The organism is Roseateles sp. (assembly GCF_052436255.1).
Taxonomy (GTDB): Bacteria; Pseudomonadota; Gammaproteobacteria; order Burkholderiales; family Burkholderiaceae_C; genus Pelomonas.
In genome coordinates, this window is the sequence record NZ_JBQVNP010000003.1 from 73,087 (window position 1) to 88,301 (window position 15,215).

Consider the following 15,215-nt stretch of genomic DNA (forward strand, 5'->3'; position numbering starts at 1 on the left):
ATGAGTGAAGTGGCTTCGATGATCGACGAACGCGCGCTGTCCAAGCTGCGCTGGCGTTGCCGTCGCGGCCTGCTCGAGAACGATCTGCTGATCGAGCGCTTTTTCAACCGCCACGCTGGCGGCATCAGCATCAACCATGCTGACGGACTGACTGCACTGATGGACCTGGGCGACAACGACTTGCTTGACCTGTTACTGCGCCGCAAGGAGCCCAGTGGTGAAATCGACACTGCTGCGGTGCGCGACGTTCTCGCTGAGCTGCGACCCTGACAACCGTTTCTTAAAGCCTCCCAAAGGACCGCACCATGACCCCGTCGGACGTGAAAGCCACCCTGTCGTTCTCAGACGGCAGCCCCTCGATGGACCTGCCCCTGTACAAGGGCAGCATCGGCCCGGATGTCATCGACATCCGCAAGCTCTACGCACAGACCGGCAAGTTCACCTACGACCCCGGCTTCCTGTCGACGGCCTCGTGCAATTCGACCATCACCTACATCGACGGTGACAAGGGCGAGCTGCTGTATCGCGGCTACCCCATCGAGCAGCTCGCGGTCAACTGTGACTACCTCGAGACCTGCTATCTGCTGCTGTACGGAGAGCTGCCGAACGAGGCCGAGAAGGCCAACTTCGAAGACCGTGTGATGCACCACACCATGGTCAACGAGCAGATGCAGTTCTTCCTGCGCGGCTTCCGCCGCGACGCTCACCCGATGGCCGTCATGACCGGCCTGGTGGGCGCGCTGTCGGCCTTCTATCACGACAGCACCGACATCAATAACCCCGAGCACCGCGAGATCGCAGCGATCCGCCTGATCGCCAAGATGCCGACGCTCGTGGCCATGGCCTACAAGTACACCATCGGCCAGCCCTACATCTACCCGAAGAACGACCTCAGCTACGCCGGCAACTTCATGCGCATGATGTTCGCCACGCCCTGTGAGGACTACAACCCCAACCCGGTGCTGGTGCGCGCAATGGACCGCATCTTCACGCTGCACGCCGACCACGAGCAGAACGCTTCCACGTCGACCGTGCGCCTGTGCGGTTCGTCCGGCACCAACCCCTTTGCGGCCATTGCGGCCGGTGTGGCCTGCCTGTGGGGCCCCGCGCACGGCGGCGCCAACGAGGCCTGCCTGAACATGCTCGGCGACATCCAGAAGAACCGAGGTGTGGCCCGCATCGGCGTCTTCGTCAGCAACGTAAAGGACAAGAACTAAGGCGTCAAGCTGATGGGCTTTGGCCACCGCGTCTACAAGAACTACGACCCGCGCGCCAAGCTGATGCGTGAGACCTGCCACGAGGTGCTGAGCGAGCTGGGCCTGGAAAACGACCCGCTGTTCGAACTGGCCATGAAGCTGGAGAAGATCGCGCTGGAAGACGAGTACTTCGTCGCCCGCAAGCTCTACCCGAACGTGGACTTCTACTCGGGCATCGTGCAGCGCGCCATCGGCATCCCGGTGCCGCTGTTCACGGCCATCTTCGCGCTGGCCCGCACGGTGGGCTGGATCGCCCAGCTCAATGAGATGATCGGCGACCCCGAGTACAAGATCGGCCGCCCGCGCCAGCTCTTCGTCGGCGCCAGCCCGCGCGACGTCAAGCCCATCGCCCAGCGCTGATCCGGCTCATGCCTCACCGCGAACCCCTCGGTCCCCGAGGGGTTTCTTGCTTCTGGAGACCCGATGACCCGACCTGAGATCCTGGTCCTTGGCAGCGTCAACCGCGACCTCATCGTGCACGCGCCACGCCTGCCGCTGCCGGGCGAGACGCTGCGCGGCCAGCGCTTCGGGTCTTGCCTGGGTGGCAAGGGCGCCAACCAGGCGGTCGCCGCGGCACGTCTGGGCGCACGGGTCGCGTTGGCCGCGCGTGTCGGCCTGCTGGAAAACGGCGCGGCCATGGTGGCGCAGCTAGCAGGCGAGGGCGTTGATACCCGCGCCATCGTCCAGCCTGCCGATGAGGTGCCAGGTGTTGCGCTGATCGTCGTTGGTGCGGAGGACGCCGAGAACCAGATCGTCACCGTCGCCGGCTCCAACGGCACGCTGCCGCTGGAACAGGTCGAGGCGCTGCGGCTCGACGGCCTGCTCTGGCTGGTCGCGCAGCAGGAGCTGCCGTTGCAAAGCATTGCGCGCGCCTTCCAGCGTGCCCGCGCCGCCGGCGTCAAGACCGCGTTGAACGCGGCGCCGTTCCGCGCAGGCAGCGAGAGCCTGCTGCCCCTGGTGGACCTGCTGGTCGTCAACTCGCTTGAAGCGCAGGCGCTGGTGACGACCCTTGGTGGCGCGGCCGCCGAACCTGTGGTGCTGGCGCAGACGCTGCGCGCCAAGGGGCCTGCTGCCGTGCTCGTGTCCCTCGGCGCCGACGGCCTGTGCTGGGTCGACGCCGACGGGCCGCGCCACGTTGCCGCGCGGTCGGTCAAGGCGGTCGATACCGTGGGCGCCGGTGACACCCTCGTCGGCGCTCTCATCACGGCGCTAGCCGAGGGTCAGCCGATTGCGAACGCGCTCGCCTTTGCCCAGGCTGCGGCGGCACTGGCCGTGTCTCGCGCCGGTGTGCAGGACGCGATGCCGCGCCGCGAGGAAGTCGAGCTGCTGCTCGCACAGAACAACTGATTCCCACAAGGAGAACGACATGTCCCAGACGCTGCTGCTGCCTCGTTGGCTTCTGACGATGAAGCCGGGCGAGCCCGTGCTCGACAACCACGCGCTGCTGATCGATGGCGAGCGCATCGCGGCCGTCGGCCCGCGAGCCGAGCTACTGGCGCAGTACCCGCAGGCCGAGCGCGTCGAGCTGCCCGAGCAGATCCTGATCCCGGGCCTCATCAACGGCCATGCGCACTCGGCGATGACGTTGCTGCGCGGCGTGGCCGACGACGTGCCGCTGATGGACTGGCTGCAGAACCACATCTGGCCGCTGGAGAAGAAGTGGGTCAGCGAGACCTGGACGTATCTGGGCAGCAAGCTCGCGGCCGCGGAAGGCTTGCGCAGCGGCACGACCTATATCAACGACATGTACTTCTTCCCGACCGCGATGGCGCGTGCCGCCGTGGACTCGGGCGTGCGTGCGGCGGTCTCGATGAACGTCATCGACTTCCCCACCGGATATGCGTCCGGCCCCGACGACTACATCACCAAGGGCATCGCCGCCTACGAGCAGTACAAGGGCGAGAAGCTGCTGGACTGGACCAGCGCGCCGCATGCGCCCTACACGGTGTCCGACGAGACCTTCATCAAGCTGCGCGATCTGGCCGAGAAGCTGGACATCCAGATGCACTGCCACATCCACGAAACGGCCGGCGAGGTCGAGGACGGTCTCAAGGCGCATGGCGTGCGACCCATCGAGCGGCTGGACAAGCTGGGCCTGTTCAGCGAGCGCATGGTGGCCGTGCACATGGTCCACCTCGACGAGGCCGAGATCGAGCTGATGGCCAAGAAGGGCGTGCACCTCGTCCACAACCCCAATTCCAATCTGAAGCTGGCCTCGGGCGTCATGCCGCTCAAGGCGCTCGAAGCGGCGGGCGTCAACACCATCCTCGGCACCGACGGCGCGGCCTCCAACAACCGCCTGGACATGTTCGGCGAGATCCGCTCGGCCGCGCTGCTGGCCAAGGGCATCACCGGAGACCCGACCGTTGCCTCGGCCCGCACGGCGCTGGAGATGGCCACCATCCGTGCCGCCAAGGCGATGGGCCGGGGCGATGACCTGGGCTCGCTGGAGGTCGGCAAGCTGGCCGATTGCGTGGCGGTGTCGCTGGACAGCATCGAATGCCAGCCGGTCTACAACGCGGCCGCGCAGCTCGTCTATGTGGCGGGCCGCGAGCAGGTCAGCAACGTCTGGGTCGGCGGCCGGCAGGTGCTGCGCGACCGCCAGCCAACGACTATCGACGTGCCCGCCCTGCTGGCCGAGGTGCGCGATGTGGTCGGCCGCATGCAGGCCGGCTGACTCAGAACTGCAGCCGCGCGCCCACGCGGTACTGCCGCCCCAGCACGTCGTACAGGAAGGGGTTGATGCCATAGCCCGTGCCCGTCTGCGGCGCGGCGACCGGATCCACGTCGGTCAGGTTGTCGACCTTGAAGTACACGCTCAGATTCCTGTTGAGCTTGTACGAGCCGCCGATGTCCCAGTAGAACGCGCCCTTCATCTGGTTGTTCAGGATGGTCGGGCGGGTGACGGTCGAGACCGGGCAATTGGTCCGGCACTCGATGTACTCGTTGCTGTAGACGCCGTCACTGATCCAGCGCTGCGAGAGCGTGAAGCTGGCCGTGTCGCTCTCCCAGGATTGCGAGAACTGGCCCTTCCACTTGGGCGTGTTGCCGAGGTTGACGCCGGCGGCCTCGCTCGGGATGGTGCCGACGACGCCGGAGTTGGTCACGAAGGTCTTGGTGTGCGTCGCCAGGCCGCGCAGCGTGACGCTGCCGGGCAGGCCCAGGCCGGCCAGGTTGAACCGGTAGAGGCCTTCCAGGTCGAAGCCCTTGTTGCGCATCGACGCGAGGTTGAAAGCCTGCAGCGTCACGTATTTGGTGGCGCTGACGAGGTCCATCGCCGCGCAGATCTCCTGGTTGCCGGCGTTGCACAGGTCCACCTCCTGCTGCGCGGTCAGCGAGGAGATGACGTCGTCGACCTTGATGTCGAAGTAGTCCACCGACGCGCTGAAACCCGGCGCCCACTTGGGCTGCGCCAGCACGATGCCCAGCGTGGTGTTGCGGCCAATCTCCGGGCGCAGCTGCGTGTTGCCGACGGTGCGCTGCTGGACGGTCAGCGTCGTGCCCTGGTGGTTCACCGTGTTGTTGACGACCAGCGGCGCGGCGTACAGCTCGCTGAGGTTGGGCGCACGCACGTCCTTGGACGTGACCGCGCGCAAGCGCAGGCCGTCGATGCCGGTCTTCCAGGTCGCGCCGAGCTTCCAGCTGTCGACGTTGCCGGAGGTGCTGTAGTCGGTCTGTCGGCCCGCGATGTTGAAGCTGGCTTCGCCCAGCGTGGCGGACTTGAACAGCGGCAAGTTCAGCTCCAGGAAGGCTTCCTTCACGTGGTAGGCGCCCTTGGCGTTGTGGTAGTTGCCGGCGTACCAGTTGTTGCCGATGGCAGTATTGAGCAGCGGGTCGGCGGGGTACTGGGGCGTGTTGGGCGTTTCGGGGAAGACGCCGTTGCCATAGGGGTCGCCGATCACGTAGTACTGCTCGCGACGCGCTTCGGCACCGAAGGCCACGGCCACGGGGCCGGCCCACAGCGAGAACGGCTCGCCGTTGATGTTGAAGGCGGCCACGGACTGGCGTTGGCGCGAGTGCTGGTGCGGGCCGTTGGCGGGTGCGATGTAGGCCCAGGCGGCGGGGTCGATGGGCACTTCGCCGATGACGTTCAGCGGCACGCAGCCCGACGCCACGGCGGCCGGGTTGCGGCAGGTGATGCTGCCGTTGGGCGCGCGGATGGCGTCGATGGCGGCGTTGTAGCGCGCGTTCAGCGTCATGTTGGCCACGCGGATGTCGATGGTGTTCTGCGCGTGGGCGGCGTAAGCGTCATAGGTCCAGGGCTTGCCGAAGGCGTCGAACCTGCCGTTGGCACCTACCACCCCGCGGAGTTGCGTGCGCACGGGGTTGACCTCGATGTCTTTGGGGAAGATCGCGTTGGCCACGCCGTACTGAAAGCTGGTGACGTTGTTGGCGACGCAGCCCGCTTGAACGGATGCCGGCAGGAAGGGGTTGCTGCACTGAATGGTCAAGTTGGCGTTCTTGGCCGCGCCGGGGTTCGGCGTGAAGAGCGAATCGACCTTGCCGTAGTTCGCTGTGAAGAAGACTTCGTGGTCGTCGTTGAGTTCGAAGCTGCCGCGCGTGTAGGCCACCTGGCGCGTCATGTTCATGCCCAACGTGGTACCACCGCCGACGGTGCCGCTCAAATCGCCGCCGATGCAGAAGGGCGTGATGCAACCGGTGACGGCACCGGTGCCCGTGGGCATGCCGTTGGAGCCGTAGTTGAATTGGAACGGCACGCCGCCCTTGCCGAATGCGGTGCCCTGCAGCGGGCCGTTGGTGATGAGGCCGTACTTGGCATACTGGAACTGCTGGGCGTTCTCGATGGAGATGTATTGCGGCTTGCCGTCGTTGGTCTGTGCAATGGGGCGAACCTGGAAGGCCGGGTTCTTGAACCAGTCGCGGCCATTGGCGCCGGCGCCTCCAAAGCGCGGCGAGGGCACGCCCTTCTCGCGGCTGTACTCCGCGCTGGCCGTCAGGTGCGCGCGACCATCCAGAAAGCCGCGGCCCCAGGCGGCCTGCAGCGTCGCGTTCCTGTCATCGCCGTAGTTGGTCTGGCCACCCTCGACATTGGCCTTGATGCCGGTGAAGCGCGTGTCGGTGATGAAGTTGACGACGCCGCCGACGGCGTCCGAGCCGTAGGACGCCGACGCGCCACCGGTCACCACGTCCACCCGCTTGACCAGTAGCTGCGGGAACTGGCTCACGTCGGTCACGCCGGTCACGTTGGCGCCAACGACACGCTGGCCGTCCAGCAGCGTCAGCGTGCGGATGGGCCCGAGGCCGCGCAGGCTTAGCGAGCTCAGGCCCTGGATGCCGCTGCTGGTGCTGTTGGTGCTGGTGGTGCGACCGGTGCTGCCCTGCAGCGCGGGCAGTTCCGCGATGGCATTGAAGAGGTTGGGCTTGGCAGTCTTCTCCAGGTCGGCAGCCACCATGCGCGTTGTCGGCGTGGGCTGGGTGAAGCCGCGCGCGGAGATGCGCGAGCCGGACACGACGACCGGGCTGAGCACATTGGAGCCGGCGGCGGCAGCGTCTGATGGCGCCTCTGCGGCAGGGGCAGCTTGCGCGGACGGCCCAGCCGGTGCGGCTTCCTGGCTGCGGGCCGTCATCGACAGGCTGGCGCAGCTGGCGAGCACGGCGAGGTGGATCAAGGATCGGTGGCCGGGGGTACGCATGCAAGTTTCCTGGTTTCTTCTATCAGTTGGATAGCGCTATCCTGATCGTCCAAAAAAAGGGGGGTTGGCCCCTTTCATCGTTGGCAAGCGCCGCCGTCGACCCTCTTGAACCGTCCAGCATCGAGACGGGCCTGATTGGGATTGCGCTATCCTAAGGGTCGGATGACCCCTTCGGTATGCGGGATAACATGTAGCCATGCCCCCTCGCAAGCCTGCTTCAGCCGCGCCCCTTCGAAGTACGCGGGCCACCGGCCGGGTCACCTTGGCAGACGTGGCGGAGGCGGCGGGCGTCAGCCCCATCACTGTCTCGCGCGCCCTTCGTGGCGAGCGTGCGGTGGCCCAGGAGCTTTGCGAACGTGTGCAGGCCGCCGCCACCGCGCTCGGTTACGTGCCCGACCCGGCTGCTCGCGCGCTGGCGTCCAGCCGCAGCTCGCATGTCGCCGTACTCATCCCCAAGCTGAGCAACACGCTGTTCGTTGAGTTGCTGGATGCCGTGCAGAACAGCCTGGTGCCAGCCGGCTACCAGACGCTGATCGGCGTGACCCATTACGACGCGGGCGAAGAGGAGGCGGTGCTGCGCAGCTTCCTGGCGCACCGTCCGGCCGGGCTGATCGTCACGGGCCGCGACCGCAGCCCGCCGGCGGCGGCGCTGATCGACGGCAGCGGTGTGCCCTGCGTCCACGTGATGGAAGTTGCGACCGAGCCGGGCAGCTACAGCGTGGGCTTCTCCCAACGGCAAGCTGGCAGGGCCATCACCCAGCATCTGCTCGATTCGGGCCGCCGGCGCATCGCCTACGTCGCCGCCCAGCTCGACCCCCGCACGCTGGAGCGCGGCGAGGGCTACCAAGACGCGCTGACACAGGCCGGCATGGCCACGCAGGTGCGCAAGGTCGTGAGCGCCGAGCCTTCTTCCATGGCCCTGGGCGGCGCCATGCTGGAGCGGGTGCTGCGCGAGGCGCCGGACACCGACGCCATCTTCTTCTGCAACGATGACCTTGCCCAGGGTGCCTTGCTTGCCGCACTGCGCCTGGGGCTTGCGGTGCCGGGCCGCGTCGCGGTGGCGGGTTTCAACGACCTGCCCGGCAGCGACCAGATGGTGCCGCCGCTGACGACCGTGGCCACGCCGCGGCGCCAGATCGGCGAGCAGGCGGCGCAGATGCTGATGAAGCTGATGCGCGGCCAGCCGGTGGACCAGCCCAACCTGGACTTGGGCTTCCGGGTCGTGAAGCGGGCTTCAGCCTAACTCGACTTCCAGCCGGTATTCGCGGCCGGCTTCGATGTGGCGCACCAGGCCGTCGGCCAGCACCTGGCCGTCCAGCAGCACGCGAGCCCTGCCGGTGCGGCGTACCTGCAGCGTGAAGCGGGCGCCACGGAACTCTCGTTGCGCGTCAAGCCGGTTCCAGCCAGCGGGCAATTGCGGGTTCACCAGCAGCCCTTGCGCATGCCCGCGCAGCCCGCAGAGCCCTTCGATGACGCTGCGGTAGGCCCACGCCGCCGTGCCCGTGTTGAAGAGCTGGCTGGAGCGCCCGGCGGTGCGCGGGTACTGCCGGTGCGCGCCACGGTAGTAGTTCGGGATGAAGACCGGCAACTGGCCGCGCTGCCGCAGGTCGGCATCGTCCGGCCCCGGGATCATGCGGCGCAGCGCCTGCCAGGCGCGGTCGCCCTCCCCGGCGTCGTAGAGCGCATGGATGTAGAAGCTGGCCGCGTGGTTGTAGACGGCACCGTTCTCGGCCGAGCCCGGATGCTTCTGCGTGACGCGGCCGACGTCATCGCGCATGCCGGAGTAGGGTGGGGCGAACATGGCGATGCCGTGCGGCGTGTCGAGCTGTTCGTCGATGGCGGCGAACATCCTGGCGCGCTGCTCAGCGCTCGCAGCGCCGCTGAGCATGGCCCAGGACTGCGGGTTGAGATAGATGCGGCCCTCGAGGTCGCTGCTGACGCCGAAGACGACATCGTCGTCGGTGATGCCGCGGGCGAACCAGTCGCCGTCCCACATGTGGCGGTTGGCGGCGTCGTTCAACTGCTGCGCGGCAGCGCGCCAGCGGACGGCCGCCTCGGCGCGCCCGGCATCGGCGCTGATGCCGGCCCACAGCTTCATCGCATAGGCCGCCGCGACAGTCAGCCAGCCCGACACCCCGCGGCCCTTGTAGCCGACCATGTTCATCGGGTCGCACCAGTCGCCCTGGGCAATGAAGCTCAGGCCGCGCGCGTCGCGGTCCTGATGCAACCAGGCCATCGCCGCATCCAGCCGCTGCGCGACGGTCCGGTCGTTGACGGCTTCATCGAGCAACGCGAAGTCGCCGGTTTCGTCCAGGTAGGCCTGGAGGCACACCGGTAGCCAGACGCAATGGTCGGTGTGCGGCACCTGGTTGATGTACTTCAGCTCCGCGCCTTCGATCAGCAGGATGCCGTCGGGCATCGAGCCATTGGCCTCTTGCTGGCCCAAGGCATGGAGCAGCGCCGCGCGCGTGACGCTCGGCGCGATATAGGCCATGCCGAGGTTGTCCTGCAGGAAGTTGCGCGTCTGCGGGTCGGTGCTGAGCCGGTTGACGTCGCCGTGATAGAAAACCTGGCGCGGCAGCCAGTGGTTGACGAAACGGTCGAAGTCGGCGTCGGGCGTGGTGATGCGCAGGCAACCGCGGCCGCCGTCGATGTAGGCGGCGTAGGCCGTACGGGCGCGGGCGAAGCCGGTTTCGCTGAGGTAGGTCTCACGCACGCTGGCAATCTCGGCGTCGTCCAGTGCCGGGCCGAACAGGAATCGGTATGTATCGCTTTCGCTTGGCGCCAGTTCCAGCCGGTACTGCACGGTGGCGGCGGGTGTCTCGTAACGCGCATCGCCGCCTGCCAACTGCTCCACTTGCAAGGCGCTGGGGCGGTGCAGGCCGCCTTCGCCTTCGAACGCGCTCTGGCTGGCCTCCCAGGCGTGGGGCGGGCGCTCGCAGAGGAAATAGGTCTTGTCCTTGAGAGCCAGGTTCTTGAAGTAGTCGGCCACCTTCTGATAGGGCGTGACGCTGCTGGCCACGATGCCGCCAAGGTCGCTTCGGTATTCGGCCGACTGGTTCATCCACGACATGTAGCCGATGGGGAAATAGGGCACGACGCTGATCCGACGTGGCCGGCTGGAGAGGTTGGTTATGCACAGCTCCCACAGCTCGACGACATCCTCGGTCGGCAGGCCCAACGTCATTTCCACGCGCAGGCCGAGGTGCTCGACGGTCCAGCTCAGGTCATGCTTGCCGACGACGAAGCTGAAGCTGTCGAGCGCCGCCCGCACCGGCTCGTAAGGCGCCGAGAACAGCTCGTCCGTGTCCTCGTCCTTCACGTAGACGAAGCGCCCGGGGTGATGAGCGTAGTAGGCCTGCTCCGGCTGCATGAAGGTCTTGGCCTCCAGGTTGGGCGCGTGCGCGTACTTGGCCGGTTCGGGCTGCATGAACTGCGCGGTGGCATGGCCGCGGCAGGTCACCTGGATCATCATGCGGCGGTTCCAGAGGAAGCCGCCGGCCTTGGGCAGGACGGTCGGGCTGGTGAGCTCGCAGCGCTCGCCGCCGTGGATGTGACGAAGCATGGGCGTCAGGCCGGTGAAGTAGAGGATTTGCGCGCGGCCAGATCGGCCTGGATGCGCGCCATGGTCGGGTTGTCCAGCGTGTAGAACATCATCAGGACGGCAGCGATGAGCGTGAAAGCGGCCGGGATCACCGACATCAGCCAGACGATGCCGGCCTGGGATTCGGCCGACTGCGCCACGTTGGGCACATAGCCCAGCACCGAGAACAGCGCGCCGATGACGGCCACGGCTACCGCCGTGCCGAGCTTCTGCGCGAAGGAGCTGGCCGCGAAGGTCATGGCGGTGGCGCGGCGGCCGTTGCGCCATTCGTTGAAGTCCGCCGAGTCGGCCAGCATGGAGAAGTTCAGCGGCGACTTCGGCCCCAGCGCCAGGCCCAGCGCGATCTGCAGCGCATACATCAGCCAGATCTGGTCGGCGTCCACGAACAGGAAGGCTGCCGACAGCACGGTGGAGACGAGCATCAACACGATCAGCAGCTTGCGCTTGTCGATGAAGCGCGTGAGCAGCGGCGTGCATGCCGTGCCTGCGGCGGCTGCGAGCAGATAGGCCGGCATGAAGGTGGCCAGCAGGTCAGGGCGGTTGACCACGTACTTGAAGTAGTAGGCCGCGCTGGTCATGCGCAGCGTGATGCTCAGCATGATGATCAGCGCCAGGAAGAACAGCAGGATCCACGGCAGGTTGGCGCGCAGGTCCGCCAGATCCTGGCGCACAGTGGATGGCTCGGCCTGTACCGGCTGCACGCGCTCGCGGGTCGCGCTGAAGGTGAAGGCGAAGATCAGCGCGGCGGCTATGCCCCAGAACACCATCGTCAGCGTCCAGCCCAGCGCCGCGTCGCCGGCGCCGAACCAGGCCACCAGCTTGGGCGACAGGAATGTGACGATGGTGCCGCCTGCGAAGCCGGCGACAAAGCGCGACGCGTTGATCGCGTTGCGCTCCCGTGCGTCGCCGGTGATCACGCCGGACAGCGCGCTGTAGGGCAGATTGACGCTGGTGTAGACCGTCATCAACAGCAGATAGGTCACATAGGCCCAGACCAGCTTGCCGGTGGGGCCGAAGTCGGGCGTGGAATAGGTCAGTACGCCCACGACCGCCAGCGGCAGCGGCATGAAGAGCAGGTAGGGGCGGAACTTGCCCCAACGCGTCTGCGTGCGGTCGGCGAAGGCGCCGATCATGGGGTCGGTGAAGGCATTGAAGATCTTCACGACGAACAGCATCGTCGCTGCCGCGGCAGCGGTAATGCCGAACACGTCCGTGTAGAAGATCAGCAGGAAGGTCGAGATGTTGGTCCAGTAGAAGTTGAACCCCATGTCGCCCAGGCCGTAGCCGACGATCTCGCGCTTGGTCAGAGGGGGTTGCTTCATGGCGTCAACGTTGGGCTTGCCGGCGGGCGCGAGGCCAGCCATTCGAATACCTCGGCGGTGAGTTCAACCAGCGGCTTGTGGCCGTCGAGATGAATCACGCCTTCCTCGCCCACGGGGGACTCCAGCGTCTGGAACTGGCTGTCGACGAGACTGGCGGCGAAGAAGTGTGAGCCGCGCGTCGATACTCGCCGGCTGGCCTCGGTCTTGGTGATGTCCAGAAAGGCGAAGCGAACGCCGGGCGATGCGTGGCGAAGCTGGTTGCGGTAGGCGCGCTTGAGCGCCGAGCAGGTCACCAGCAAGCCGGGCTGGCGCCGCAGTTGCTCGCAGAGGCTGGCGAGCCAGCTGGCGCGGTCGGCGTCGGTCAGCGCCTCGCCCTGGGCCATCTTGCGGCGGCTGGCGTTGCTGTGAAAGAGGTCGCCCTCCAGCCAGTCCCGGTTCAGGTGCTTGGCCACAGCGGCCGCGAGCGTGGACTTGCCGCAGCCGGCGACGCCCATGACGACGAGAGAGACGGGCGCAATGTGGGTCATGGAGAGGGCAAGCTCACTCAGCCTTTTCAAGCCAGATTGGATAGCGCTATCCTAGTGCCAACGCGCCGGGCTTTGATCCGTACTTCCCCGCAGCCCGCAGCCCGCAGCCCGCAGCCCGCGCCCGCACGGCGGGGCGCAAGCATCACGCTAACGCCGGCAGGAGAGGCTCAGGGTGGTGCGCCCACCAGCCGTTGAACCGCCTGCAGCAAATGCTCGTTGGCGAACGGCTTCGGCAGCGTCTCATTCGCGCCTTCGGCCAGCGCCTGGCGCAGCCGCACCTCGCTTTCGCCCGAAATCACCAGCACCTTCAGCGCAGCCAACGTCGGGGTTTCGCGCAGCAAGCGCAGCACGCCGAAGCCGTCGATCCCGGGCATCTGCAGGTCCAGCGTCATCAAGCCCGGCTTGAAGGTGTGCAGCAGCGAGCCGGCCAGGAAGCCATCGCTAGCGACGGCCGTTTCGTAGCCGGCCCGCGCCAGCACCCGCTTGATCGCGGCTGCCATGGCAGGCTCGTCATCGACCACCAGCACCCGCTTGCGGCTGTCCACAGGCGCATCCGGGTCCGGGATGCCGTACTCCTTCATGAAGCGTTGCAACTCGGTCCTGGCGATGCGGTAGTCGCCCCGCCCGGGCAGTCGGTACGCGCCCAGCGTACCGCGTTCGATCCAGCGGATGACGGTGCGAAAGCTGACTCCGCAGCGCAGCGCGGCGGCGCGCGACGTCAGCACATCGACCGCAGCCGGCTCGCCACTCAGATCCTGGCTTGTCACGGGCGTCATATTTGTCACGTTGGACATGATGTTGCCATTGCCTCACAAATGCCGCCAGCGCCAAAGGACATATTGACGGATTGCCGGCCCATCGAGCGAGCCCGGGGAAAAGGCGAGCGGTTGCGCTATTTCGCCGCATGACCAGGGGGCAAAGGCCCGGCCCATCCCGCGGCTTCGTGACGAAGTTCCTTTGCGTTGTCGTGCCGCCAAATGCCTAATCGACTTGTCGTGACTAACATGACATTCATGCCAAAGGTGACAAGCGTCCACGGCGTGACCTTCAGATGCAGCCGAGGCGGCTTCAACTCAACGGGATGGGCAATCATGAATACCTCAAGCCGCATGAAACTGGGCACTCGGCTCAGCCTTGGTTTTGCCACGGTGCTGCTGTTGATGACGATCATGATCAGCGTGGCGATCATGCGTTTGGACAGTGTGGGCGAAGCCAGCGACAAGATCATCTTGAAGGACTGGGTCAAGGCGGACGCTGCGGCCAACGTCAACGCCTTCACGCTGGCCAACGGGCGTCGCACGCTGGAGCTGGTGGTGGCGCGCGACCAGGCCCACCGCGACACGATCCGTCAGCGCATCGAAGAGAACAGGAAGCAAGTCACCGATTCCATCGAGGTGCTTGAGAAGCTGGTCTATTCGCCCGAAGGCAAAGCGCTGCTCGCCAAGGTCAAGGAAACGCGTGCTGTGTATGCCGCGTCGTTCGGCGCCGTCGACAAGCTCGTGGCCAGCGACAAGCACGACGAGGCGACGAAACTCTTGTTCGCTGAAACGATGCCGGCGCTTGACGTCCTGCTGGGCCATGTCACGGCGCTGTCGGCGTTCCAGAAGAAGCTGGTCGAGGTTGATGGCGCCGGCATCCACTCGGACATCGAGTTCGCGCACACGATGATGCTCATCCTTGGCCTGGCAGGTGGCATGGTGGGGGCTGGCGTGGCCTGGTGGCTGACGCGCTCCATCACGGGCCAGCTCGGTGGTGAGCCCGACTACGCCGCCGAAGTGGCGCGCGAAATCGCCGCAGGCAACCTGGCCGTCGACGTGCAACTGCGCGCCGGTGACCGCTCCAGCTTGCTGGCGGGCATGAAGGCCATGCGCGACAGCCTCGCGCAGATCGTCGGGCAGGTGCGCCAAAGCAGCGAGAGCATTGCCGCCGGGTCGAGCCAGATCGCCACCGGCAACGCCGACCTGAGCCAGCGCACCGAAGAACAAGCCGCCAACCTCGAAGAGACCGCGGCATCGATGGAGCAGCTCACGTCGACCGTGAAGAACAATGCCGACATCGCGCGTCAGGCGACAGCGCTGGCCAGTTCGGCCAGTGCCGTGGCCGCCCAAGGCGGTGTGGTGGTCGGCCAGGTGGTCGGCACGATGGAAGCCATCACGGCATCCAGCAAGAAGATCGTCGACATCATCGGCGTGATCGACGGCATCGCGTTCCAGACCAACATCCTGGCCCTGAACGCTGCGGTGGAAGCAGCCCGGGCCGGCGAACAGGGACGCGGCTTCGCGGTCGTGGCCAGCGAAGTGCGAAGCCTGGCGCAACGCTCGGCGTCGGCGGCCAAGGAGATCATGGGCCTGATCACGGACAGCGTCGAGAAGGTGCAGGCCGGCAGCCAGCAAGTCGGTGAGGCCGGGCGCACGATGAGCGATATCGTGGCGCAGGTCAGGCGGGTCAACGACCTGATCAGCGAGATCAGCTCGGCGACCCAGGAGCAGACGCAGGGCATCAGTCAGGTCGGCGACGCCGTGACCCAGCTCGACCAGGTGACGCAGCAGAATGCGGCGCTGGTGGAGGAGAGCTCGGCGGCGGCCGATAGCCTGAAGCAACAGGCAGCCAAGCTCGTCGAGGCGGTGAACGTGTTCACGCTCAGCCAGGCCGAGACGAGGCGCGATCGCGCCAGCCCGCCCGTCCGCCCGGCCAGCAACGCCTGAGGGTTCAGTCTGCCGTCTGGGCGGCCAGCTGTCGCCCAAGAGCCTCGTGTCGGTCTCGGATTGAACTGAGCCCTGCAAGTTGGTCCGTTGGCGGTGAGGCGCGGCGTTGCCGCTCCTCGTTGCGGAGGGCTCAGTAGAATCCCGGGC

11 protein-coding genes and 1 pseudogene are annotated in these 15,215 nt (G+C 66.6%); 6 read left to right on the forward strand and 6 right to left on the reverse strand.

What is annotated here, in order from left to right; translation table 11 throughout:
• Positions 1–18 precede the first annotated feature (18 nt).
• The 4 genes and pseudogenes from ACT6S0_RS01495 to ACT6S0_RS01510 all read left to right on the forward strand — a co-directional run bounded on the left by ACT6S0_RS01495 (position 19) and on the right by ACT6S0_RS01510 (position 3,933).
• Entirely contained in the window at positions 19–270 is a 252-nt protein-coding gene (locus ACT6S0_RS01495; protein ID WP_444762146.1) for an FAD assembly factor SdhE, read from the forward strand.
• 35 nt (positions 271–305) lie between these two features.
• A pseudogene (gene gltA, locus ACT6S0_RS01500) lies at positions 306–1,616 on the forward strand (citrate synthase).
• A 63-nt stretch (positions 1,617–1,679) separates the two neighbouring features.
• Complete coding sequence (locus ACT6S0_RS01505; RefSeq protein ID WP_444762147.1) at positions 1,680–2,603, forward strand: ribokinase; 924 nt, start codon at positions 1,680–1,682, stop codon at positions 2,601–2,603.
• 19 nt (positions 2,604–2,622) lie between these two features.
• Positions 2,623–3,933, forward strand: a complete 1,311-nt coding sequence (locus ACT6S0_RS01510) for a TRZ/ATZ family hydrolase (RefSeq protein WP_444762148.1) — start codon at positions 2,623–2,625, stop codon at positions 3,931–3,933.
• Position 3,934: 1 nt separating this feature from the next.
• Here the strand turns inward: ACT6S0_RS01510 and ACT6S0_RS01515 are convergent, their stop codons facing one another.
• On the reverse strand, positions 3,935–6,910 hold the full coding sequence (locus ACT6S0_RS01515) for a TonB-dependent receptor domain-containing protein (RefSeq protein ID WP_444762149.1): 2,976 nt from the start codon (positions 6,908–6,910) through the stop codon (positions 3,935–3,937).
• Positions 6,911–7,106: 196 nt separating this feature from the next.
• On the opposite strand from ACT6S0_RS01515, the gene ACT6S0_RS01520 reads away from it, so the two are divergent.
• Entirely contained in the window at positions 7,107–8,153 is a 1,047-nt protein-coding gene (locus ACT6S0_RS01520; RefSeq protein ID WP_444762150.1) for a LacI family DNA-binding transcriptional regulator, read from the forward strand.
• Here ACT6S0_RS01520 and ACT6S0_RS01525 read toward each other — a convergent pair.
• From ACT6S0_RS01525 to ACT6S0_RS01545, 5 genes are all read right to left on the reverse strand, one after another.
• Positions 8,145–10,475 (reverse strand): GH36-type glycosyl hydrolase domain-containing protein, encoded by a 2,331-nt coding sequence (locus ACT6S0_RS01525; protein WP_444762151.1) that lies wholly within the window; start codon positions 10,473–10,475, stop codon positions 8,145–8,147. The genes ACT6S0_RS01520 and ACT6S0_RS01525 overlap by 9 nt on opposite strands.
• 5 nt (positions 10,476–10,480) lie before the next feature.
• The gene (locus ACT6S0_RS01530) at positions 10,481–11,836 is read right to left on the reverse strand and encodes an MFS transporter (RefSeq protein ID WP_444762152.1); all 1,356 of its coding nucleotides are present in this window, start codon (positions 11,834–11,836) and stop codon (positions 10,481–10,483) included.
• Positions 11,833–12,363, reverse strand: coding sequence for a gluconokinase (locus ACT6S0_RS01535; protein ID WP_444762153.1), 531 nt, complete (start codon positions 12,361–12,363; stop codon positions 11,833–11,835). Before ACT6S0_RS01535 ends, ACT6S0_RS01530 begins: the two co-directional genes overlap by 4 nt.
• A 167-nt stretch (positions 12,364–12,530) precedes the next feature.
• Entirely contained in the window at positions 12,531–13,157 is a 627-nt protein-coding gene (locus tag ACT6S0_RS01540) for a response regulator (protein ID WP_444762154.1), read from the reverse strand.
• A gap of 98 nt (positions 13,158–13,255) precedes the next feature.
• Positions 13,256–13,552, reverse strand: a complete 297-nt coding sequence (locus ACT6S0_RS01545) for a hypothetical protein (protein ID WP_444762169.1) — start codon at positions 13,550–13,552, stop codon at positions 13,256–13,258.
• Between ACT6S0_RS01545 and ACT6S0_RS01550 the strand changes: the two genes are divergently transcribed.
• Complete coding sequence (locus tag ACT6S0_RS01550; protein WP_444762155.1) at positions 13,473–15,068, forward strand: methyl-accepting chemotaxis protein; 1,596 nt, start codon at positions 13,473–13,475, stop codon at positions 15,066–15,068. The two genes, ACT6S0_RS01545 and ACT6S0_RS01550, sit on opposite strands and share 80 nt — an antisense overlap.
• Positions 15,069–15,215: the final 147 nt, after the last annotated feature.